The organism is Pseudoalteromonas rubra (assembly GCF_000967655.1).
Classification (GTDB): domain Bacteria; phylum Pseudomonadota; class Gammaproteobacteria; order Enterobacterales; family Alteromonadaceae; genus Pseudoalteromonas; species Pseudoalteromonas rubra_A.
This window is the reverse complement of sequence record NZ_JXYA01000049.1, coordinates 1-24,089: the sequence shown is the minus strand read 5'-3', so window position 1 is coordinate 24,089 and position 24,089 is coordinate 1. Positions and strand designations below refer to the sequence as shown.

Annotated in this window: 15 protein-coding genes and 9 tRNA genes; 13 read left to right on the top strand and 11 right to left on the bottom strand. The window is 50.8% G+C overall.

All coding sequences use genetic code 11. The annotated features are described in order from the left end of the window. Positions 1-17: 17 nt before the first annotated feature. Together TW77_RS19225 and TW77_RS19220 are read left to right on the top strand one after the other, a co-directional pair. Entirely contained in the window at positions 18-1,526 is a 1,509-nt protein-coding gene (locus tag TW77_RS19225) for a serine hydrolase (protein ID WP_046006600.1), read from the top strand. Between the two features lie 99 nt (positions 1,527-1,625). Continuing rightward, positions 1,626-2,138, top strand: coding sequence for an AAA family ATPase (locus TW77_RS19220; RefSeq protein WP_082078981.1), 513 nt, complete (start codon positions 1,626-1,628; stop codon positions 2,136-2,138). Here TW77_RS19220 and TW77_RS24465 read toward each other — a convergent pair. Continuing rightward, entirely contained in the window at positions 2,124-7,592 is a 5,469-nt protein-coding gene (locus TW77_RS24465) for a response regulator (protein ID WP_052713279.1), read from the bottom strand. The two genes, TW77_RS19220 and TW77_RS24465, sit on opposite strands and share 15 nt — an antisense overlap. Before the next feature lie 251 nt (positions 7,593-7,843). Between TW77_RS24465 and TW77_RS19210 the strand changes: the two genes are divergently transcribed. Continuing rightward, positions 7,844-9,373: a response regulator gene (locus TW77_RS19210; protein WP_046006598.1), complete on the top strand. Its 1,530-nt coding sequence runs from the start codon at positions 7,844-7,846 to the stop codon at positions 9,371-9,373. 42 nt (positions 9,374-9,415) lie between these two features. Here the strand turns inward: TW77_RS19210 and cysZ are convergent, their stop codons facing one another. Then, positions 9,416-10,144 carry a sulfate transporter CysZ gene (gene cysZ, locus TW77_RS19205; RefSeq protein WP_046006597.1) on the bottom strand — a complete coding sequence of 243 codons (729 nt, stop codon included), beginning with the start codon at positions 10,142-10,144 and terminating at the stop codon, positions 9,416-9,418. Between the two features lie 253 nt (positions 10,145-10,397). Here cysZ and TW77_RS19200 point away from each other — a divergent pair, with 253 nt between their 5' ends. Next, positions 10,398-10,682 carry a hypothetical protein gene (locus tag TW77_RS19200; protein ID WP_046006596.1) on the top strand — a complete coding sequence of 95 codons (285 nt, stop codon included), beginning with the start codon at positions 10,398-10,400 and terminating at the stop codon, positions 10,680-10,682. A 131-nt stretch (positions 10,683-10,813) separates the two neighbouring features. Further along, positions 10,814-11,416, top strand: coding sequence for a CBS domain-containing protein (locus tag TW77_RS19195; RefSeq protein ID WP_046006595.1), 603 nt, complete (start codon positions 10,814-10,816; stop codon positions 11,414-11,416). A gap of 98 nt (positions 11,417-11,514) precedes the next feature. Here the strand turns inward: TW77_RS19195 and TW77_RS19190 are convergent, their stop codons facing one another. Then, entirely contained in the window at positions 11,515-11,811 is a 297-nt protein-coding gene (locus tag TW77_RS19190) for a hypothetical protein (RefSeq protein WP_046006594.1), read from the bottom strand. Between the two features lie 134 nt (positions 11,812-11,945). On the opposite strand from TW77_RS19190, the gene TW77_RS19185 reads away from it, so the two are divergent. From TW77_RS19185 to msrB, 6 genes are all read left to right on the top strand, one after another. Beyond that, positions 11,946-12,677, top strand: coding sequence for a TrmH family RNA methyltransferase (locus TW77_RS19185; protein ID WP_046006593.1), 732 nt, complete (start codon positions 11,946-11,948; stop codon positions 12,675-12,677). 46 nt (positions 12,678-12,723) lie between these two features. Further along, complete coding sequence (locus TW77_RS19180) at positions 12,724-16,131, top strand: chromosome segregation SMC family protein (protein ID WP_046006592.1); 3,408 nt, start codon at positions 12,724-12,726, stop codon at positions 16,129-16,131. A 16-nt stretch (positions 16,132-16,147) separates the two neighbouring features. Next, positions 16,148-16,876, top strand: coding sequence for a cell division protein ZipA (zipA, locus tag TW77_RS19175; protein WP_046006591.1), 729 nt, complete (start codon positions 16,148-16,150; stop codon positions 16,874-16,876). Positions 16,877-16,957: 81 nt separating this feature from the next. After that, positions 16,958-18,979 (top strand): NAD-dependent DNA ligase LigA, encoded by a 2,022-nt coding sequence (gene ligA, locus TW77_RS19170; RefSeq protein WP_046006590.1) that lies wholly within the window; start codon positions 16,958-16,960, stop codon positions 18,977-18,979. 116 nt (positions 18,980-19,095) lie between these two features. Continuing rightward, complete coding sequence (locus TW77_RS19165; RefSeq protein WP_046006589.1) at positions 19,096-19,581, top strand: DUF2919 family protein; 486 nt, start codon at positions 19,096-19,098, stop codon at positions 19,579-19,581. Between the two features lie 171 nt (positions 19,582-19,752). Next, a complete protein-coding gene (gene msrB / locus TW77_RS19160) occupies positions 19,753-20,208 on the top strand; it encodes a peptide-methionine (R)-S-oxide reductase MsrB (RefSeq protein WP_046006588.1) in 456 nt (151 codons plus the stop codon). 17 nt (positions 20,209-20,225) lie between these two features. On the opposite strand, the gene TW77_RS19155 is transcribed toward msrB, so the two are convergent. From TW77_RS19155 to TW77_RS19120, 8 genes are all read right to left on the bottom strand, one after another. Further along, complete coding sequence (locus tag TW77_RS19155; RefSeq protein ID WP_046006587.1) at positions 20,226-21,860, bottom strand: response regulator; 1,635 nt, start codon at positions 21,858-21,860, stop codon at positions 20,226-20,228. 416 nt (positions 21,861-22,276) lie between these two features. Continuing rightward, positions 22,277-22,352: transfer RNA gene (locus TW77_RS19150), tRNA-Val, on the bottom strand. Between the two features lie 40 nt (positions 22,353-22,392). Further along, positions 22,393-22,468, bottom strand: a tRNA-Val gene (locus TW77_RS19145). 40 nt (positions 22,469-22,508) lie between these two features. Continuing rightward, positions 22,509-22,584, bottom strand: a tRNA-Val gene (locus TW77_RS19140). A gap of 28 nt (positions 22,585-22,612) precedes the next feature. Then, positions 22,613-22,688, bottom strand: a tRNA-Val gene (locus TW77_RS19135). Positions 22,689-22,795: 107 nt separating this feature from the next. Further along, positions 22,796-22,871 (bottom strand) — tRNA-Val (locus tag TW77_RS19130). Between the two features lie 147 nt (positions 22,872-23,018). Further along, positions 23,019-23,094 (bottom strand) — tRNA-Val (locus TW77_RS19125). A 49-nt stretch (positions 23,095-23,143) separates the two neighbouring features. Beyond that, positions 23,144-23,219 (bottom strand) — tRNA-Val (locus tag TW77_RS19120). A 599-nt stretch (positions 23,220-23,818) separates the two neighbouring features. Here TW77_RS19120 and TW77_RS19115 point away from each other — a divergent pair. Both TW77_RS19115 and TW77_RS19110 read left to right on the top strand, forming a co-directional pair. Then, positions 23,819-23,894: transfer RNA gene (locus tag TW77_RS19115), tRNA-Ala, on the top strand. 71 nt (positions 23,895-23,965) lie between these two features. Further along, a tRNA-Glu gene (locus TW77_RS19110) sits at positions 23,966-24,041 on the top strand. The last annotated feature ends 48 nt before the right edge of the window (positions 24,042-24,089 follow it).

Sequence of the window (24,089 nt, the reverse complement as noted above, 5' to 3'; positions counted from 1 at the left end):
ACCATCCGGAAATCATTATGAAATTACACGCACTACTCACTTTGGCTTGTGCACTGACGCTGAATCCTCTCTGTGCATTGGCAGCCACACCGCAACAGGCTGCAGATTATATCGCCGATTATATCGAGCGTACACCGGAGCTTGGCCCGGGACTTGGTATGGTGGTGGTTAATCAGGATAAGGTGTTGCTCAATAAAGTATGGGGGAAGCGCAGGGCTGGTACCAATTTACCTGTCACGCCACAGACACCGCTTTACATTGCTTCTCAGACAAAAGCCTATATGGGGCTGGTTGCCGCTCACCTGCATCATCAAAAGGTGCTTGATCTGTACGCACCTCTTAGTCAGTTTTGGCCTGCCAGCAGTTTTCCCGAAGGAGTTGATGCCAAACAGTGGCGTTTAATTGATTTGCTCTCTCACCAGGTACCTGTCAGTGCGGATTTTGTAACGGAAATGGAAGCCTATATGACGCAAGTAGCGGTCGATGACTATCCGTGGCTTATTAAACGGTATGGTAAAAAACGCGATGAAGGATTTGAGTATGACAATCTTGGTTACAATATTTACGGGGCAATCTTACAACAGGTAACTGGTCGCAGCTGGCAGGACTGGCTGGCAAAGGTGCTTTTTAAGCCATTTATTATGCCACACAGTTCAGCCCGTACATCAGACTTTGCGGCTGACGAGGTTGCCTGGAACCATATCTGGCAGGGAAGTGAAGCAGGGTGGAAACCGGTACCGCCTAAAACTGATGCAATGATGCACTCTGCCGGTGGCATAGTCACTTCTACCTCAGACATAGCAAAATGGTTGCAACTGAATTTGTCCGCGGGTCAGGGCAATATTTCGGCTGCGGATCTGGCGCTGTCACATCAGCAGGCGGTAGCGCTTGACCCACAAGCGCGCAATGTTTACCGGATCCCCTGTCAAGGTTATTCACTTGGATGGAATATCTGCACCTTTAAAGGTTACTCTGTGCTGATCCATGGTGGTGGCTATACCGGCTCACGTTCTTTGATGGCCATTGTGCCAGAGCTAAAAATAGGGTTGGCGACTTTTTCGAACTCAGACAACATGACTGGTCGTTATACCATTCAGACGATTAAGCAGTATTTGTTGTATTTGCTGGATGCACCTGAATATAAAGCCGCTGAGCGGGAAAATCTGAGCACCTATCAGGACAAAGTCGCCAAACTGCTTAATCGACGTCAACAACGTCTGAATGATGCCGAGCAAGCTGAACACTGGCAGCAGTGGCGTTATGCGCCTTCAAAAAAAGAGCTAGCAAACTATGCCGGGCACTATCGCGGCGACAATGCCTATCTGGATCTGACATTGACAGTAAACAAGGACCACCTGAGCGGGCACAGTTTTGACTATCGCTTTACGCTCAAGCCAGCTACTCAATCTCGGTTTGCGCTCTACGATGTGCCGTTAGCTCAACCTCAGCTTGTCGAATTTAAACTGAATGAAGAAGGGAAGCCTGTCAGCCTGGAATGGGCTGGTCGGGTTTATCAGCGTCAGTAGTCAAAACGAGCGTGTTGCGGTTTGATGCCACAGTAATTGACCCAGGTGTGTAATGTGTTAAAACTGACCTTTCGATGACATTACTACAGGGACGGCACAGTGGCGCAACACGGCACACTCTATTATTTATGCGGCAAGATGGGCGCGGGTAAATCCACCCTGTCGCGCAAGCTGGCTCAGGAGCATCAGGCGGTGATGTTGTCTGAGGATGACTGGCTGGCGGCGCATTACCCGGGCCAAATCCAAACTTTTGATGATTACATCGAGAAGTCCCGGTTAATCAAACCTTTTATTAAAGCGCATGTGCAAAGTCTGTTGCGGCAGGGGCTGAATGTGGTGATGGATTTTCCGGCCAACACTTGTCGACAGCGTGCCTGGTTTGTGGAGCTGAGCGAAGCGGTACGAGCTACGCATCAGCTCTATTATTTGGATGTCAGTGATGAGCAATGCCTTTCCCAGCTGGCAAAGCGTCGTGTTGAACAGCCTGCGCGGGCACACTTTGATAATGAAGTGGTGTTTTATCAGGTGAGCCAGTATTTTGAGCCACCTGAGGAAAGTGAAAACCTGACTTTAGTACAAGTAACGGACGTCAGCGGCTCAGGCCTCCAGTGAGGATGCCAGCTGTTGCTCAAGTGTCGTCAAAGTCTCACCTGCGCCATCAAAATCAAAATCTTCAATCTGGGTAAACAGCTGCTCAGCGAGTGGCTGCTGGGGTGTGCCGCTTAGCGCCTCCAGTAATGTATCAGCCTGGTCACTGGCATCCATATCTGAATCACTGATCAGGACTTTGAGCTGTGCAAGTAAGGCCGTTATATCAATGTCCTTATGTGCGCTTGCTGAGTGACTTGTTTCGTCGCTATGTTCAATGATTTGCTGCTCATTCAGTGCCTGCGAAATTGCATCAATCAGCGCATTCAGGCTGGTTAGCAACTCGTCCATTATGGCCTGTATCGGTGCATTGTTGGCACAGGCTGTTTCTAATTCACCAGCCAGTTGGGCCACCAAAACAGCCCCGATATTACCGGCGCTGCCTTTGAGTGTATGGGCGCACCGCATTGGACCCTGTGGATCTGTGTCGGTATGTGTCTGGGCCTCGGCAAAGGCCTGTTCAAATTGTGCCTGTTTCTCACAAAATCGCCCCAACAGTTTTTTGTACAGGGCTGTGTCGCCTTCGCTGATGGCGAGCCCCGCCTGGGTATCCAGCCCGGCTATCGCAGCTAAGTTCTCCGATGCATCCGTTGATGCTGGCAATGGCTGTTCGCTGGTGGTGGAACTATTCGCTGGCTGTGCCGGGACAATCCAGCGGGCGAGCGTAGCAAACATTTTGCGCGGGTTCAGGGGTTTTTCGATAATGTCATTCATGCCGCATTCCAGCGCTTTTTGACGATTATCCAGCATCACACTGGCGGTCATGGCGATGACCGGCAGGTCCTGCCATTTGGGTTGCTGGCGGATAGCTTCGGTAGCGCTGTAACCGTCCATCACCGGCATCTGGCAGTCCATCAGTACGCCATCATAGTGGCGCTGTTGCAGCATCTCCAGTGCCTGCTGACCCTGTTCGGCTACATCGACCCGAATGCCGTTTTTCTCCAGTAAGGCCATGGCCAGCTCCTGGTTCAGGTCATTGTCTTCAACCAGCAGTAAATGCGCACCGGCGACCGCGTGAGATGGCTCCTCGGTATTCGTCTCGCGGTGTTCTCCGATATTTGGGTCGCCAAACAGGCTGAGCAGGCAGGCAGCAAGTGGCTTGGGGAAAACCGGTTTACTAAGGGTATAGCTGACATCGGCTTCTGCGCTGTCGCCGCTATGGTTTAGCAGGACGACGGGCAGCGTTGCACGCAGTGAGTCGGGTAAGATAGCCAGGCAGCGACTGTCTGCCAGAATACACTGGGCACTTTTGATGGCTGGCGCATCCGGGTCGAAGGCGTCCCGGCCGATGACCTCGGCGCTGACTCCAAAAACATGCAGGTAGCGTTTGAGCGTGCTTGCGGCATACTGGTTGTCATCGAGGATCACCGCATGTTGCATGGATAGTTCAGGTAAACGGGTATCGCTGTTGTCACACAATTTCACAACGATATCAAAGGCAAAGGTACTGCCTTCACCGGCAATACTCTGGCAGCTGATCTGGCCACCCATCAGCTCCACCAGTTTTTTGCAAATCGCCAGCCCCAGCCCGGTACCGCCGTACTTGCGGGTTGTTGAGGTATCTGCCTGGCTAAAAGATTTAAAGAGTTTCTGCTGTTGTTCATCGGTCATGCCGATGCCGGTGTCTATGACCGCAAACGCCAGTGTCAGCGTCTCTTTGTCGCCCGCCTGCGGCGACACATCAATGATCACATCGCCGCCCTGGTCGGTAAACTTAATCGCATTACTGCCCAGGTTTAGCAGCACCTGTGAGATCCGCAGCGGATCGCCTGTCAGGCGCGGTGGGATCCCCGGGTCAAGCATCACACACAGCTCTATGTCTTTTTCCCGAGCTTTAATGGCGAGCAGGTCAATGCTCTGGGTCAGGGTTTCTTCCAGGTCAAACTCAATGGCTTCAATATCGAGCCGGCCCGCCTCAATTTTAGAAAAGTCGAGAATGTCGTTAATGATCCCAAGGAGCGACTCGGCACTGCGATTGATTTTCTCGACATAATTGCGCTGCTGACGGTTCAGGGCGGTTTGCAGGGCCAGGTAGCTCATGCCTATGATGGCATTCATGGGGGTGCGAATTTCATGGGACATATTGGATAAAAAGTCGGACTTGGCCTGGGTGGCACTTTCGGCTTTATCTTTGGCTTTTTGCAGCGCCACTTGAAGGGCTTTGGCATCGCTGATATCCATATGAATACCAAACACTTCCTTGCCTCCCGGACCATGTTTAGCGACCACGCTGCGGCCAATACTGAGGATCCATTTCCAGCTGCCATCGGCACACTTCATACGCATTTCATGGCGAAAGGTATCGCTGTCACCGCGCGCATGGGCCAGTAAGGCATCTTCGGTTGCACTCAGGTCTTCCGGATGAATGAGCTGATGCCAGCGGCTAATGCTTGGGCCGTATCTTTGTTCCAGCTCGTCGCACTGATAGCCCAGCATTTCTGACCACACATCGTTGGTGATCAGCTGGCCACTGCTGATATCCCACTCCCAGGTACCGGCATTGGCCCCCGACATGGCCAGCTCCAGCCGTTGCTCCGCCTCTTTGAGTTCACCATAAGACAAGGTATTGGCCAAAGCCACCGCCAGGTGATTGGCGACAACCCGTAAGATTGCACGCTGAGCCCGGGTCAGCGCGTGCTCATGGTTAAATTGTAGGGTAAACACACCGAGCACTTCGCCGTCGACCACCAGCGGGGCACAAAACACACTTTGCGTGGCCGTGCCGTGCAGGTTATCGGCGGCCGCTAATGCCAGTTTCTGCCAGTCCTGTGGGCTGGCGGCATACACGGGGGTGGCTTCTTTGACACAGTACACATCGGCACCCCGGCTGGTGCTCAGTTTGCTGATCAGCGCTGAAAACGGCTCGTCATCTTGCACGGCGTAGATGTAGTCTATGTACTGTTGCTCACGATGATAAATGCCCACCGCACAAAACTCGCAGGGCAGAGTTTGCTTAAGGTGCTGATAAATGGTTTCACAAATGACCTTCATGTCATAGGTGGCAGCTACTTCTTTACCCACTTCGCCCAGTACCACCAGCTCCTGAGTACGCTGCGCCACTTTTTGTTCCAGCTTTAAGCTGGCCAGACGCAGCCTGCGCTCTCTGATATGTACTATGGTAACAATCGCAATAATAAGGACCGCGGGTAATAAAATTTTAAACCACAGGGTTTCATACCAGGCGGGCAGTGAAATGATAGGTAAGCCAATTGGTGTATCATTCCACACACCATGGTTATTGCTGCCCAGCACTTGCAGTACATACTCGCCCGGTGGCAATGAGCGGTAACTGGCGCGAGGTGTATCTGTGATTGCACTCCAGTCGGCATCGTGCCCCAGCAACTTGTAACGATAGCGGTTATCTTCCGTGGCATGATAATCCAGGGCGGCAAAATAGACCGCCAGGTTTCTGTCTCTGTGGGTAAACTCAATGCCGTTATCAAGCTTATCGATGCGTACCCCATCGCGCTCAGCATAGGTGAAAACCAAAGGCGGCGCAGAGATATTGACGTAGACCGTCAGCGGATTAAACCCGGTGATGCCATCTATGCTGCCAAATAAAATTTGTTCGTCATAGGTCACAAAAGAGCGTGCCAGAAAGTGGTTATTCCCCAGTCCGTCGTGGGTGGTAAACTGATGAAAAATACCACTGAGCGGGTCGAGCTGAAACACTCCACCCGAGGTGGCCAGCCACAATAATCCCAGCTCGTCGGCAACGATGGATTTAACGGCAAAATTGGCTTGTGAGGTGGTGTTACTGAACCGCACAAACCGTTTTTCATCCAGTGCATAGCGGGTCACGCCATTATTGCTGGCAAACCACAGGTAGCGGCCGCTCTGAATACCTTGATTAATATGACGGCCATCCAGGCTGGTGGCGGTATTGTCGGGCAGATAGTGCTGTGTTTGGGTTAAATCCGGGCTAAGACGAAACAGACCGTCCCCGTCGCTGCCTATCCAGACTTGCGAATCACTGTCGATCAGTATAAAAGTCGGATCGGTATTGGGCACGAAGTGCTGAACTTCACCGCTAGGCGGGTGCCAGCGTGTGACCCTGCGCTCACCGGCAACGATCAGCCACACCCATCCCTGTGCATCAAAATTGACATAATCAACGGGGGAGCCGTCCCGCACGCCTTCAGGCATAAAGGGCGTTAAAGTGCGGTTTAGCTCATCAACCTTAAACAGCCCAAAATTAGTTCCTGCATAGAGCTGGCCATCGGCATCCCGATTTAGGTGATGCACTCTGAGCCGGTAGTCACCGGTTAGCTCCTCGGGCGAGGCAAATGGAATAAATTGCCCGTGTCCATCAAAATGCACCAGGCCCCGACCGGTGCCAAGCCACACCCCCCCTTCAATGGCCTTTGCCATACTCAGCACCTGATTAAATAACCCGGAGAGCTGCTGATCTTCTAAAAAGTGGTGCCAGGCTTTAAAAGCAGGCGGGTGGGGGAATACTTTAATGACTCCGGAGTAGCGCGTCGCCGCCCACATCAGCCCGGTCTGATCAATTAAAACCTGGCGAACATCGCGGTTTTGCAGTAATGCCAGCTTACCGTCCTGTGCCGTGGGAATAAATTTCTCCTGTAGAGGAGAGAAGCGGTAGATACCGGCAAAGGTCGACAGCAGAATATCGCCCTGATGGTGCAGCAGGCTGGATACACTGGGCAGGCTCTGTTCATTGAGCTGATAGGTATGAAAGCGCTGAGTATCCGGATCAAAGCGGCCAAAGCTGGTACGGGTGGCCACCCAGAGTCGGCCATCGGCGGCAACGGAGACCTGCCGGACTTCCGGGTGGTCGAGTGACTGTGGCGCAACCTTAAATGCACTGAACTGGCCACTTTGGCGGTCAAGCCGGTAGAGCCCATCCGAGGTGGCGCACCAGATATTACCGGCTTGATCTTCGGCAATACTCCATACCCGGTTGTTGCCCAGGCTGGTGGGGTTATTCGGCTCGTGGGTAAAACGCTCGAATCCGCGACCATCGGCTTTGAGACGATTGAGCCCGCCACCATTGGTGCCAACCCACAGGCTGCCATCCTGGCTTTCGAATAGCGCCTGCACTTTGTCCGCCCCCAGCGACTGCGCATTTGCCGGGTCATGACGAAAATGCTGAAACCCTTGCTGAGCGCCCAAAAACAGATTCAGGCCACCGCCCCAGGTACCGGCCCACAACCGGCCACGAGTGTCGAACAGCAACACACTGACACTGTCGGCAGACAGCGAGCTGGGATCGCCCGGAACGTGTCTGAAATTACTAAACTGATAGCCATCGTAGCGTTTTATGCCATCGGCACTGCCAAACCACATAAAGCCCTGCTGATCTTTGCTGACGGCATAGATCTGCGGGGTATTCAGGCCGTTATAGGTGGCGATATTTTCAATTTTGAGCGTGGTGGCCAGCACTTTTTGTGTCAATACAGCACATAACAGCCATATCACCGCTAAACTAACAGTGAGTGCTAAGCCCCGGCGCCGTGGTCGGGTTGTGCATAAGACAGAAATGACTGGCATAACGTTGGCCTGTTGGCGGGTTTATTGATTCGTTGTACAAAGGTTAGACAGATATTAGAAACCTGTGCACAATAACAGCAAATAAATTTTCCGGCGCTGTAACCCCTTAACTGTGCCAGGCCCGATTTTGGGACGGCTGGCTTTAGGAGAGAAGAATGGACAATGGCAGTGCAGTAACCACTATGACTATCCTGGTTGTTGAACCGCACGAGACCATACGCTCCATGGTGGCCAATATCGTCACCGGACTTGGACGAGTTAATGTGTTGCAAAGCCCCAATGGTGCCGACGCCCTCGACAAGCTGCAATATCAGGATATCCACCTCATAATTGCCGACTGGATGCTGCCCAAGCTGGCGGGGATCGACTTGTTAAAAGAAGTGCGAAAGAATCCGCGCACGGCGGCTATCCCGTTTGTGATGACCGCTACGTCGATACAACAATCTCAGGTCCTGCAGGCCATTAAATGTGGTGTGTCTGAATATGTGGTTAAGCCGTTTTCCAGCAAAATTATGCTGGAGCGACTGCGCCGTGCGCTCAACAAACCGGTCAGGCCATATCACGGCGAAGTGGCTGAAGAAGAAGCGGTGGTGGAGCAGCCTATTCAGGTGCTGGTGGTCGATGATGTGGCAGACAACATCAAGATCATCGGTGATGTGCTGCGCAAGGAATATAAGGTGAAAGCGGCGCTAAGCGGTGCCAAGGCATTGCAGATCTGCGCCGCAGAGCCGCAACCCGATCTGGTCCTGCTGGATATCATGATGCCAGGCATGGACGGGCTGGAAGTCTGCCGGCGTCTAAAAGATGACCCCCACACCCAGCATATTACGGTGATTTTTTTAACCGCGCTGGAGCAAACGGAGCACGTAGTGCGAGGGCTGGAACTTGGGGCGGTCGACTATATAACAAAGCCCGCTAACCCGTCGGTGGTTAAATCGAGGGTACGTGCGCATTGTCGCAACATTGAATCGAACCGCCTGATGCGTGCGCAGATTGATGCCATGATCGACAATGCCAGATTGCGCGACGAATTTGACAGCCTAACGCAGACTAACCTGGCAAAACCCGTGTCGGATATTCGCAGTTCAACGGCGCTGCTGGCACGGCATATTAAAGAGCCGGAGCGGGCACGGCGTTATCTCAATTTTATTCAGCACAGCTGTTTGCGGCTTCAACATGCCATGGACAGCATGTCGGCCATGGCTAAAATCGAAGCGAATGAGTATCAGCTAAATCCCATCAGCCACCCGATACACAAAATCATTGAAGCCGTGCTGGAAGATTTGGCCCCGTTGGTTGAAGCCTCAAAAATCCAGCTGCGCACTGTGGTCTCTAAAGATTTACTGTTTTTTGGTGAACCGGCCTTGTGTTACACCTTATTCCACAACCTTATCAGCAATGCGCTGGAAGCGGTTAAGACCAAGCCCCTGGTGACCATCAGTGCACAGCCTGCGGAGCAACAGCTGACGGTGATCATTCAAAACCCCGATCCGGTGCCGGACGGTGTCAGAACCCGTTTTTTCGAGAAATTTGTGACTTTTGGTAAGCCTGACCGCGCTGGTGTTGGTACTTACACCGCCAAATTGCTCACAGAAGCGCAGCAGGGACAGATAGATTTTAATACCGATGAGCAGCGCGGCACCGAGGTCACGGTCAGTCTGCCGTTAGGAGAAAAAGCCAGTTAGCCTGGCGGGCAGCACCTGAGCCCGGCAGGCTGGCATCAGCGGTTAGCTGCGAAATTGTGTGCGATAATTCTCTACCCACAATTTGGTTGCACCACACACTGCCGCTGGCATCACAATCAGGTTAACAATCGGAATGCTGGTCAGCACCATAACCGCAAACCCAAAGCCATAGGACAGCCCCTGGTGTGCTTTTAAGGTGTCTTTCATCTCTTTAAAAGAGATTTTGTGGTTATCAAAGGGATAGTCGTTATATTGCACGTTATACATCCAGCACGAAAACAACACCCAGAGTATCTGGCCAATGAAAGGCAGCATCCACAGCAGGATGAAAAAGCCAATGGCGCGTGGCAGATAGTAAACCAGCTTGCTCCATTCGCGGCCCAGCATACGGGGCACATCTTTCACCAAATCGGCAAAGCCATCGTCGTTAATTGGCTGTCCGGTCAGATGCAGTTCGACTTTTTCAGATAGCAAGCCATTAAACGGCGCTGCAATAAAGTTGGTGATCACCGTAAACACCATGCTGTAACTGAATAAAATGACTAAGATGGCAATGGGCCACATCAGCCATTCCAGCCAGCTTAGCCAGTCCGGCAGTAAGCCATTCAGGTAGGCAAAGCCCTGTGTCAGCCAGTCATACAGGAAAAATAACGAGCCGCCAAATAGCAACACATTGATAAGCAGTGGAATAAACACAAAGCGTTTTAGTCCTTTCTGGCTTAACAGTGAAAAGCCAGCGACAAAATACTCCATACCTTTGGTCAGTTGCATTGAAATACCTCTGTACTGAAAGTTCTGTCCTCATTATAAAACTGCACAACGCAAAAAGGGCAGTCTAATCAGTAACAAATTGTACATACCATGCCATCTTCTTGTGTTTTCGAGGGTTTCTGGAAGCGCCGACACAACACGTCAGTCATGAGCTAAAGCAAGGGAAAATTAATTTTCAGATTATTGCACTTTGTTGGTTGAAACCATACCAGCTTGCCTATACATTGAAAATATCGGCTTTGGGAGTTTGTTCATGCAATCGCGTTACTGGGTTTTAGTATTGTGCCTTATGGTGTCACTGACAGTGAACGCCAGCGGCGGCAATGTGTCAGTACATACCACGCAATTGAGCCAATTTCTGACTGACAACGATGACGATGATAACGGTAAACTCGACAGCGATCCGGTCATTGTTTTATACAGTGTGCACGATGAAGCCACAGTGCTGCCATTGTGTTTGCGCGCCGAAGCTTGCACCCATTACCCCACTCTTACCTATTACCAGCAGGGGATCCGTGCCCCGCCTGTTTTGTCTTAAGTTCACTTTAAAACTTTAATAGTTATTTTTGTGCGCCTGTCATTTTAAGGCGGCGCGCGTTGTGTGCTTAAAGTCATGGCGAGCCTTGATACAGGCTAACCACTGACGCGACTCTGAAGTAGAGGTGCAATATGAATACGTTTAACCGACTGAATACGCTGGATGTAACCACCGAGCTGGCCGTGCAAGCCAATCCCTTGTCCGTAACTGGTGATAACGACGGGCTTGATCGCCTGACGGTTTTGGCACAAAAGTATATGCATAACCTGGATGGTCAGACAGCCATTTATCTGGACCCGGACACCAGCATTGACGATGCCACGCTGGTGCTAAATAAAACCCATGTAGCGTCTATGTTTGTGGCACAAAAAGGGCAGTTACAGGGGATTATCTCTCAGGCTCGGCTGGGCAGCCGACATATATTAAAAGAAGCACAGTTACGCGGATGTCAGCGTAATGAGCTGGTGGTGAGCGATGTGATGTTGCCGTTGCAAACCCTCAAGCAGGTTAATCTGAACAAATTACGAGATGCAAGCGCCGGGGATGTGCTGGTGACTATGGAATCGCATGGTCTGGATTATCTGCTGGTGACTGAGCCAGAGACTAACCAGATCTGCGGGTATTTTGATTTGGTCGAGCTGATTAAAGTAGGTGGTCGTCCGGTAAATCAGCTGCGCCCCGCGGAGCATTTTAACGACATTGTGGTGTCTGTACTGCACCACGCAGAGCGCTGATATCCATTGGCAGCGTACTGCCCAACCGATTTATTTCCTAAAGTTAATGTAAATTAACGCCAAGGCACCTGAGGGTGCCTTTTTTATCGCAAGCTCTGTTACTCTGGAAATTTTACGCCATGGCGCTTGGCGTACCAGTAGCACAAGGGCAGCTCAATCAGGGTAAAGGTTATGACCGTAAACCAGGCCCAGTTAACCTCAAACAAGACCAAAGAAAAAGCCAATCCGGAACCATAATAGACCGAACCGACTATTGCGAGTGACACCAAAGTGGCGATCAGATCCTGAATGGACACCTTTTTCAGGTCACTGCCAGCGTAACGCGGGTAAATGACAAAATAGGCCAAACACAAAATAATGACGTTGAGCAGGATAACCTGAAGTTCAATGGACATAAATACAGCTTATAGATACGAATGAGTGACTATTTTACGGCCCACAAAGGGACTTTGGCAAGCAAGCGGGTGGATGGCGCTGCCTTTTCCCTGCTATTGCGGTTATACTTTGCAGGTAAACCAATGAGGTAGGTATGCTGTCGAAAAATCAACAAAAGCTGCTCCGTGCGCTGGCGCAAAAAAAATATCGTAAACAATATGGCCAATACCTGGTACAGGGGGCCAAAAATGTGCAGGAGCTGCTGAGCGCTGGCAAGCCGGTGAAACAGATCTTTGCCACTGCCGAGTTTATTGCCGACCACCAGTTGCTGTTGAATAATCATGAAGTAGTGACGTGTGATGAGGCCGAGCTGAGTAAAGTCAGTACTCTGGTCAGTAACAATGCGGCCATTGCCATTGCTGAGACAGAGCCGCAAGCTGAGTTGAATACCCAAGGGCTGGTCCTGGCGCTGGACGGCGTATCCGACCCCGGCAACCTGGGCACCATTATTCGTGTTGCGGACTGGTATGGTTTGCGCCAGATTGTGCTAAGCGAGCACTGTGCCGACCACCTAAACCCCAAAGTGATCAGTGCAACTATGGGCTCTTTTGCCCGGGTTGATGTGATCAGAACCGATTTATGCGCGTTGCTAAAAACCTACGATGGGCCAATTTACGGGGCTTTCCTGGAAGGTCAAAGCGTGCATACTACGTCGTTTACAGCGCAAGGTATTTTGGTGATGGGCAGCGAGTCGCACGGGATCAGTGATGCGGTGGCACAGCATATCAACCAGCCTGTCACCATTCCGGCATTTGGCGGCGCGGAGTCGTTGAATGTGGCGATGGCCACGGGGATCATCCTCGATAACATCAAGCGCCACGGTTAAGGTGGTGGCTTTGAACCTGTGTGATTGCACTTAAGCTTTTGTTTCTATGCGCCTGAGTAGCATTAAACTGGCCGGCTTTAAATCTTTTGTCGAGCCTACCAAAATCCCTTTCCCGGAGCCGATGACCTGTGTTGTTGGTCCCAACGGGTGTGGTAAATCTAACGTGATTGATGCGGTGCGCTGGGTATTGGGTGAAAGCTCTGCCAAAAACCTCCGTGGCGATGCCATGACCGACGTGATCTTTAACGGTTCAACCCACCGCAAACCCGTCTCTCAGGCTTCCGTTGAGCTGCTGTTCGATAATACTCAAGGGCGTTTGCCCGGGTCTATGGCCGACCGTACCCAGGTTGCGATAAAACGTTTGGTGACTCGCGATGGCCAGTCGCTGTATTTTCTCAATGGCAGTAAATGTCGCAAACGTGACATCACCGATATCTTTCTTGGCACCGGCCTTGGCCCGCGCAGTTATGCCATCATAGAGCAGGGGATGATCTCGCGACTGATCGAGAGTAAACCGCAGGAACTGCGTATTTTTTTGGAAGAAGCCGCGGGGGTGTCCAAGTATAAAGAGCGTCGCCGGGAAACCCAGACGCGGATCAAAAGCACCCGGGAGAACCTGGAACGATTGCTGGATATGCGTCAGGAGCTGCAAAATCAGCTCGACAGACTGGCCAAACAGGCCGAAGCCGCACGCCAGTACCGAGATCTCAAGGCCCAGGAGCGTACCCTGAAAGGCCAGCTGGCGGTGTTAAAGTGGCAGGAACTACATGCCAAACAACAGGAAAAAACCACTCAGATCGCTAAGCTGAACGAGCAGCTGACCTTTTTAGAGCAGGCCCACGGCGGTCATGACGATGTACTGGCAAGCTTTGAGCAGCAGGTGACCCACTTCAGTGATGCGCAGGCAGCATTACAACAGCAGCTGCACAGTACACAAACCCAGCTAACCCGCATTGAACAACAAAAGATCCACCTGAGTGAGAAACGTCGTGAACTGGCAGATAAACATACCCAGTTGAATGAAGAAATTGCGCAGGCTCAGGCGCTTTATGAACAACAACAGCAGCATTGTGCAGAGCTCGTAGAGCTGTGTGAAGCGCATCAGGAAGCAACTCAAATCAGTGCCGAAAAGCTCGCTGAAGCTGAGCTGCTCATTGATGAGAAAATGCAGCAGTTACAAACATATGAAGCAAGCAGCCAGACGGCACAACGGGCGCTGGAAAAAGTACGCCAGCATACTCAGCAGTGTCAGCTGGCCTTGCAACGCCTGACACAACAACAACAGCATCAGAGCCAGCGGCAGGCGCAACTGGTGCAGCAACAAGCCCAGCACAGTGCGCAAAACCCGGCTGAGATGCTCGCCGAGCAACAAAAGGCGCATCAGGAGCTGGTTCATGCAATGGCCATTTCGCAACAAGAAAATCAGCGTCTGAGCGCAGAACTGCAACGCCTGAGCGAAGCCAGAACAGCACTACAGAATAAATGTCAGGCGCAACAAGTCAGGCTCGGGCAGGCGCAGGCTCAGGTTCAGGCGCTGGAAAAACTTACCCGTGCCCAGCAAGGCGACAGCCAGGATGCGCCAGGCGAGCCACTGCTTAGTGTACTGAGAGCTGAGCCAGGGCTTGAAGCGATTGTAGAGCGTGCAATGTTTGGGCTGGGGTCATTGCGGATCACTGAACAAGACTACGCCAGCCGTATCTGGCCTGCGCCTGAGGGCGAAAAAACGCCGGGCAGTGTGGCAACGCTTGTGCAGTCCGAGATTTACCCGGACTTTCTTAACCAGATTGAATGGCTGGGGCAGGCTCGCCATTTTAGCGCCCGTGGGGCGTTTTTTGCCGCTATCGATGACGAAGGCACCCTGTATGGTGGCAACTGGCAGGCGCAGGAGGAAGATGCACAGTCGGGTAGCCTGCTTGCCCATTACAGCGAACTGCGCGGTCACAAGACTGCATTGCCACAAATCGAAGCACAGCTGAGTGAGCTGGAAGCGTCACTGACGCCTTTGGAGAGCGCTGTGACAACGTGCTCACAACAGCTTGAAGCGAATAAGCAAGCAGTCCATGAGGCGGCTAAACAGGTGGCCAGCAGCCAGACCCGGGTCGACATGTTACTCGCTCAGCAAGCCAGCTGGCAGCAACAAAGCAGTCAGCTTGAGCGCAGCCAGCGCGAGCTGGACGAGCAGGGTGAATTGCTGGTGGCGCAGCTTGAAGAAAGCGAGCAGGCCCTGTGGCAGGCAGAAGAAGCACAAGAGCAGTTGCAACAGCAAATGAACCAGGCGGGCGAAGCACTCGAAGCACTCAAGCGGGCACATCAACAGCAGCAACAGCAGCAGCGTGATATTCAGCAACAGCACCATCAGGCCAAAATGAAGCTCCAGCAGGCGCAAAGTGACGCACAACTGGGTCAGACCAAACTCAGCCATCTGGCGCAAAGTTTGAAGCTGGGCACTGAAGCGCTGGATCAGGTGCAGCAGCAACTAAGCAGCTGCGATGAGCCCGGAGTTGAGCTGGAACAACAGCAAACCGAGCTGCTGATCCGTCATACTGAACTGGAGCAGGCTGCAAAGGAAACGGCAGCAAAGCTGAGTGACGCAAAACAGCAACTCGCCGACAAACAGCTGGCACTCAAAGATGCCCAGGCAAAAAGCACCCAGCTTAAAGAGCAACGCCAGCAGTTAGCACTTCAGGAGCAAAGTCTGATGGTCAAGGCGCAGGCCGTGCTTGAACCTTTAACAGAGCTTCGTCAGACACTTAAAGACGTATTAGCGCAGTTACCGGAAGATGCACAGGCCAGCAGTCATCAGGGCAAGCTGACCCGGATTGGACAGCTGCTGAGTTTGCTCGGTGCCGTTAACCTGGCGGCGATTGAAGAATTTGATGAGGCGCAGCAGCGCAAGCGTTACCTTGATGAACAGCTGGATGACCTCAGTGCAGCACTAGAAACGCTCGAAGGCGCCATTCGTAAGATTGACCGCGAAACACGCAGCCGCTTTAAAACCACCTTTGATCAGGTTAATCAGGGGCTGGCAGAGCTGTTTCCCAAAGTATTTGGCGGCGGTAGCGCCTATCTGGAACTGACCAGTGATGACCTGTTGGAGAGTGGGGTAAGCATCATGGCAAGACCACCGGGTAAGAAAAACTCGACAATTCATCTGTTAAGTGGTGGAGAAAAAGCCCTGACCGCATTATCATTGGTATTTTCAATATTTAGACTAAATCCAGCCCCGTTTTGTATGCTGGATGAAGTAGATGCACCGCTGGACGATGCGAACGTTGGACGCTTCTGCCGACTGGTCGAAGAAATGTCGCAAACGGTGCAGTTTATTTACATCAGCCACAACAAGGTCGCAATGGAAATGGCGGGCCGGCTGACGGGGGTAACCATGGCGGAACCCGGGGTTTCACGTATGGTTGCCGTAGACATAGAACAAGCAGTGCAAATGGCGCATGCATAATAAGTAAAGGTGAGCAATGGCCACAGAATTAAGATGGGCATTAATCGTGATCAGTGCACTGATCATTGGTGGATTATTGATACATGGCTTATGGTCGGTGAGAAAAAAAGAGAACCAGGACACCGATAACCCCGCAGCCAACAAGAAACCCGCAGCTGCGTCTCAGCCGCAGCGCGAGGAAGAGCCACAGCTGGATGAAATGAGCTTTTCAGCCGTCGATGAAGACAAAGAGTCTGCACTGGCCCAAAGTCAAAGCGAAGCGGCAGAAATACCTGCAGACTCTGCTGAGCAACAGGAAGAAGCACCGCAGGAGGCTGCTTCACAGGAAGCAGCGCCGCAGGACTTTATTATTCTCCATATCGAGATGCCAGAAGGCCTGACAATGGCGGGCTCTAAGCTGTTGCCATGTGTATTGAGTCTTGGCTTTAAGTACTCGGATGAAGGCTTTTTCAATCGTCATGTCGAGTCATCCGGCAATGGCCCGGTCTTGTTCCGGTTAGTGAATATGTATAACCCGGGCACGTTCGATATCGATAATATGGAGCAGTTCAGCACCGGTGGCGTCAGCCTGTTTATGACGTTGCCGTGCGAAGGCGACAGCATGGCGGCGTTCAATATGCTGCACAGCGCCGCGAAAAAGCTTGCCGATGAATTTGGTGCCAGTGTGCTGGACAGCAGTCGTGAGCCACTCACTGTGAATACCACCCGTGCCTATGTTGAAAAGGTGCGTGAATATACCGTTTAAGCGTTAATACTGCCTGCGGGCATAGACGCGACAGAGCCACGGACTTAGGTCCGTGGCTTTTTGTGTTATTAAGAGGTTGTAATGTCAGAAACTATCAGCAAACAAATCAATGAATTAAGACAGCAGTTGGAAAGTTATAACTACCAGTACTATGTCTTGGATCAGCCCACGGTACCCGATGCCGAATATGACCGGGTAATGCGCGCTCTGATTGAGCTGGAAACCCAGCATCCTGACTATCTAACCCCGGATTCGCCCTCACAAAAAGTGGGTGGTGCTGCGCTAAGCAAATTTGAGCAGGTAACGCATCAGGTGCCTATGTTGTCTCTGGACAATGCGTTCGATGAGGCTGAGTTCAATGCCTTTAATCGTCGCATTAAAGAGCGCCTGCTGCACAACGACGAGCTGGATTTTTGTTGCGAGCCAAAGCTGGATGGGCTGGCCGTGTCGATTCTCTACCGTGATGGGGTGCTGGTTCAGGCCGCAACTCGCGGTGATGGTCAGGTAGGTGAAAATATCACCGAAAACGTGAAAACCATACGTAATATTCCGCTGCGTTTGCGTGGTGACAATATTCCGGCTGAGCTGGAAGTACGTGGTGAAGTTTTTATGGACAAGGCCGGATTTGCACGACTGAACGAAACCGCAGCAAAGCGCGATGAAAAAACCTTTGCGAACCCGCGCAATGCGGCGGCGGGCAGCCTGCGTCAGCTGGACCCTAAAATTACTGCCAAACGTCCACTGATGTTTTACGCCTATTCAATGGGCGTAGTGCAGGGCGCTGAGCTGGCTGATACCCATTATGCGCAGTTGCAGCAGTTAAAAGACTGGGGCTTGCCTATGTGCCCGCAAACTAAGCGGGTAACGGGTGCCAGCGCGGCTTATCAATACTACGAAGCCATTATGGCCGAGCGCGACGCGTTGCTGTATGAAATTGATGGCGTGGTTATCAAGGTTGATAATAAACCGTTTCAGGAGCAGCTGGGCTTTGTTGCGCGTGCTCCGCGCTGGGCCATTGCATTTAAATTCCCGGCTCAGGAAGAATTAACGCAGTTGCTGGATGTGGAGTTTCAGGTGGGCCGGACCGGCGCCATCACGCCAGTTGCACGGCTGGAGCCGGTGTTTGTTGGCGGCGTGACCGTCTCGAATGCGACTTTACACAATCGTGACGAAATCGACCGTCTGGGTGTCAAAGTCGGTGATACCGTGATCATCCGACGCGCTGGTGATGTGATCCCACAGATCACTCAGGTGGTGCTGGAAAAAAGGCCTGATGATGCGCGCGATATCACTTTCCCGGATACCTGTCCGGTATGTGATTCCCACGTTGAGCGTGTGGAAGGTGAAGCCGTTGCGCGTTGCACCGGTGGCCTGGTGTGCCGCGCACAACGCAAAGAAGCGATTAAACACTTTGCGTCGCGTAAGGCGTTGGACATCGACGGCCTGGGCGACAAGATTGTTGAGCAACTGGTTGAGCGGGAACTGATCACCACGCCGGCGGAATTATTTACCCTGCGTCAGGGCCATTTTGAGTCACTGGAGCGCATGGGCCCTAAATCAGCCAAGAACCTGGTGGGCGCGCTTGAAGAGGCCAAACAAACGACCTTGGCCAAGTTTTTATATGCCCTTGGGATCCGCGAAGTGGGCGAAGCCACGGCACAAAACCTGGCAAATCACTATCTGACGCTTGAAAAGGTGATGAATGCCTCCATTGAGAGTTTACAGGAAGTAAGTGATGTGGGTGTTGTGGTTGCTCAGCATATTCACGCGTTTTTCAGTGAACCACACAATCAAAAAGTGGTGAGCGATCTACTTGAGCAAGGGTTGCACTGGCCTGAAATTGCTGCAAAAGCAGAAAGTGAGCAGCCACTTGCTGGCCTGACTTACGTATTGACGGGTACGCTGAGCCAGCTTAACCGCAACGACGCTAAAGCGCGATTACAGGCACTGGGAGCTAAAGTGTCCGGGAGTGTCTCTAAGAACACGCACGCACTGGTGGCAGGCGAAAAAGCAGGCTCTAAGCTAACCAAGGCGCAGGATCTGGGGATCGATATCCTGGATGAAGCAGCACTGATTGCATTGCTTGACTCACATCAGGGGTAATACCAATTTCACTTAATACCTGTTCAATTTGAAGGAGCAAATAGAACACTTAATCAAGCAAATTGGTATAAACAATAGGCGGGCTGATTAGCCCGCCATCAAATGAGAGAAGTGGTATGAGCAAGTTACAGGCGGGGTACGGGCCCGAGTACTGGGATAAATACGGGGTATATCGCACGCCTGTTGGATTTAATCTGACCTTACTGGTGTTGCTCAGACCCTTGTTCCTGTGGCTGGTTTCAGCCTTGACCTGGCGTCCAGACCTGGATCTCATGTCCTTATTTTTCCATTCAAAGCAGCATTTTTTTGTGGCAGTGATGATAGCCAGTCTGGCCCTGATCCCAACGGTATTGTTTTCCTTGCGCAGGCCAACCAGCTCACCTAAGTTAGCCCGCTACTGGCGTCATATGCGCTGGCCATTGCTGATAGCCGCCAGTCTGGATCTGGCCTGGTTGGGGATGCAAATTGTTCAGGCACACTATCAATTCTCTTTCTATTTAGCCATTCAGGCTGTACTGGTCTGCTGGGTTATTTTGTATTTGCTCAAAAGTCGATACTTAACGTGTTTTTTTGGGGATTGGCCGGAACCAGAAAATAATTGACTTGACGCTGGAGGGCAGACAACTAAACATAAGGGCGATTGTGGTTTTCATATTGGCGTAAAAATATCACGCTAGTCTGATCCGGACTGGCTTGTGTCACTCTATAACAATAAGACAAAATGCTTGTGTTTGCCGATATGGAGTCACCCAATATCAACCGGAGAAAGAGACATGTTAACTTGGCGAGATATTCTGCAGTTCGCAGACAACGGCAACCCACAGCCACCCAGGCGGGTTGAAAAAAACCTGATGCAGTGGCAGGCGCTGCTTGAACCTTCCGTATTTCATATCACACGTAACCGGGGCACTGAGCGTCCGTTCAGCTCGCAAAGCTGTAGTGTATTTTCACCGGGTAAATACCACTGTGCCTGCTGTGACCAACTGTTGTTTGATGCAGAAGAAAAGTATGACAGTGGCTCTGGTTGGCCTGCATTTACTCAACCTTACAGCGCTGACTCTGTGGCCTATAAACTGGACAGATCGCACGGTATGGACAGGGTAGAGATAGTGTGTAATGTGTGTGATGCCCACCTGGGCCATGTGTTTCCGGATGGCCCTAAGCCCAGCGGCTTGCGCTATTGTGTGAACGCACTGGCGCTGAAAAAGCACGAAGAAGGCACGCATTGAGTAGCACTTCTGCCTGATTAAGGCTTAAAATCCAGGTTCATTTCTGCAAGCTGTGCCTGCAGTTTCTCAAATCGCTCCTGCTGTTCAGGCTCTAGGTGCGCGGCGCTGAGTGTTTTGTAGCATTTGGCAGCCAGATTTGAGTTGAACGTGGTGGCTTTCTTCCCTGTTGCGTCGGCAAGACACTGAAGCAAATTGAGCGCAATACTGGCGTTTTTGGGCATGACCCGAAATGCCTGTGTAAAGGCTTCTAGTGCGACATCCAACTGCCCCTTCTGAAATTGCTTTACGGCATGATTGTTTAACTCTTTTGGTCCCATAGTGATATTGCGACGTTCATCCTGCTGTTGTTGTAGCAGGTGCATAAAGGCGGGATCGTTTTGTTGCTGGTGACGTTCGCAGTGCGTGATGATCTGACCAAATAAGGCCTCTACTTTGTGCTGAAACCCTAGCTCATGAAATGCTTTTGCTTTATCTAATGCGGCATCAACCGAGCGGATCTGAGGCTCATCTTCCAGTTGCTCCATCAGTTGTCGCGCTTTGCTGTGCTCATCTTTAAGATAATGCAGCCGCGCGTTCAGCACATCAATTTGAGTCTGGTTATTCGCATTGGGAAACTGCTTTTTGAGATCGCTCAGATATTGTTGGGTTTGCCGGGTGAGGCGGGTGATCTGATCGTGTTGATCTGTGCTCAGTGCAAAATCAATTCCGGCGCGGGCGGCGTTTAAATAGACCTCAGGGCTGTCGTGCATCGAAAACCGCGCAAAATTGGCGATTTCTTTTTGTGCGTTGTAACTGCATTCATAATCGTGATTGATCCGAGCTACTGTGCTGAGTGATTTCTGTCTTTCAATATTACGAGGTGCAATCTGGGAGGCCTGCACTAAAGAGACCTGAGCTTCCTCAAATTGATTGAGCTTTAGCTCCAGACGAGACAACAAATCCAACGCGGCCAGGCGAGTTTCACTTTTTTCTATCAAAGACTTAAGCATCTTCTGCGCCATGATGTCTTCGTTATTGGCGATCAAGGTTTCCACCAGACCGAGCTTGGCCCAGGTAAACTTTTGCAATTCGAGTACAGAGCGGTAGAACTGTTTGGCCTCGTCATATTGCTTGAGCTGCAATAGGGTCTCACCTTTTAGCTTGAGCAATATCGGGCTGTAAGCGTGCTCACCGCTTTCAAGCTCCGAATTAATCAGTTTTAGCGCCTTCGAGTAGTTTTCATCGTCAATCAGGTTGTAGAGCGTTTTAAGGCTACGTTTACGTTTTAGTACACGCTCGATGCGTGATTTGAGTTCTTTAATACTGAAAGGCTTTACCAGGAAGTCATCAGGCTGTAACTCAACAATACTGTGTACCAGTTCGGGGCTGGTTTCGGCTGAGGTGAAAATAAACCCGGTACTTTGACGGATCAGGCGCTTTTTAAGTAGCTCTTCGTAAAGCTGATACCCATTCTGGCGTTTGCTCAGGTCAAATGAGCAGATAATCAAATCAAACTTATGATGGATACAGCTTTCCTTTGCCAATTGGGCATTTTCGGCAAACTGGACGTTTTTATATGCCAGCTGGTCCAGCGACTGTTTAATGTAGCTCAGCGCCAGTTGCTGTTCTTCCACGATCAAAATTTTTGCATTTACAAAGGGTTGAACAGACATAAAGTGAAAGCTAAAGGAATAAACTCGGAATGCTTTTAGTCTAGTCGTTTATCTTTTCTTTTGAAACATAAGGATTAAAAAGCTTGGTAAGAATACAGAGAAAGTAGGGGGCCAGGCATTGTTTTGGATGAGCACGATATAGCATTGACCAAATCATGGATAATAGAATAAAGAGAGTTTGACTGACTATTTTTGAAGTGATGGTGGGTTGTACTGGACTTACACCTGTGACCCTCGCCTTGGTAAGAATGAGCGCGATGCCGCATCGACCAATAATTATATCATTTGAAATGATGGTGGGTTGTACTGGACTTGAACCAGTGACCCTCGCCTTGATTAGGTATGAACGCGATGCCGCATTGACCAAGTCATGGATAACAGAATAAAGAGAGTTTGACTGACTATTTTTGAAATGATGGTGGGTTGTACTGGACTTGAACCAGTGACCCTCGCCTTGTAAGGGCGATGCTCTCCCAACTGAGCTAACAACCCATGCATAGATGCAGGTACATACTCTGTATTTCCGAAGAAATGGTGGGTTGTACTGGACTTGAACCAGTGACCCTCGCCTTGTAAGGGCGATGCTCTCCCAACTGAGCTAACAACCCATGCATAGATGCAGGTACATACTCTGTATTTCCGAAGAAATGGTGGGTTGTACTGGACTTGAACCAGTGACCCTCGCCTTGTAAGGGCGATGCTCTCCCAACTGAGCTAACAACCCAGAGTATTTTTTTATTAAACATTTAAGATGGTGGGTTGTACTGGACTTGAACCAGTGACCCTCGCCTTGTAAGGGCGATGCTCTCCCAACTGAGCTAACAACCCATCTTAAATTTTGTCTTTAGTTATGGTGGGTTGTACTGACCTAAATCAGACCCCTCGTCTTGGTAAGAATGAGCGCGATGCTGCATCGACCAAGTTCACCAAATTAATGGTGGGTTGTACTGGACTTGAACCAGTGACCCTCGCCTTGTAAGGGCGATGCTCTCCCAACTGAGCTAACAACCCATAACTATTCTGACTTTTGCGTATTGAGCCATAATTTTTTCTTCTTTTTAGACAAAAAGATTATGGTGGGTTGTACTGACTTTAATTCAGAACCCTTGCCTTGGTAAGAATGAGCGCGATGCTGCATCGACCAAGTTTACCAAATTATGGTGGGTTGTACTGGACTTGAACCAGTGACCCTCGCCTTGTAAGGGCGATGCTCTCCCAACTGAGCTAACAACCCAATACGCTGTTTCAAATGTGAATGTCTATATTAACTTTCACCAAATTAGTGGTGGGTTGTACTGGACTTGAACCAGTGACCCTCGCCTTGTAAGGGCGATGCTCTCCCAACTGAGCTAACAACCCACATTCGAAACACAAGACACATTGCCGTGTCGTTGTGGGGCGCTATTATATGTTTCCTTTCAAAGGAGTCAACACAAAATCCTGATTTTTTATCTGTGTGCTTCTTTTGTGTTCAGGTGTTCGTTTTTTAGGTATTTCTCTTCATTATATGTCTAAGCAATATATTGTCCGCCAGGTAAAGTGAGCGGCGGGGTGGTGGAGATGTTGAGTGCTGTTTTTAGGCAGGAAGGTTGGGCGGGGGGAGTTAAAAGCATTTGTTTCGAGGTGGAAATCCGCTTGCAAAAGAAATGAGTTGCCCAATGGATATCCCAGGGCTTTTATCTGTGTCCAATTGAATGGCAGTCTGTGCCTGCTCGTTCAAAATACTGAGAGATCAAGTACAAGGATATGCATAATCGAGAATAGCTGGTGTTAAATTAAGCAAAAACAGGCACTTCTATTGATTGAACCGCTCAATTCGCTTATATTCTGTGCTCTTGGGGCGTTTTTGCAGCAGTTAGAAAAAACTTGCAGAAAAGGTGTTGACTTTGTTTTCTGTGATGCATAGAATGCGCCCCGCACTCAGCGATGCAGCGTTACAGTTTCATTGCTACTGGTGAGGGGCTATAGCTCAGCTGGGAGAGCGCTTGCATGGCATGCAAGAGGTCGGCGGTTCGATCCCGCCTAGCTCCACCAAATTCAGTGCATAAATGTCCTAGTGATATAATATTTGGAACTGGCTTCGAATGCTGTTTCTGAATGATTGTGTCCCCTTCGTCTAGAGGCCTAGGACACCGCCCTTTCACGGCGGTAACAGGGGTTCGAATCCCCTAGGGGACGCCACTTACTTTTAGTAAGTACCAAACTCGTATGGTAAGAGTCTAAATAACC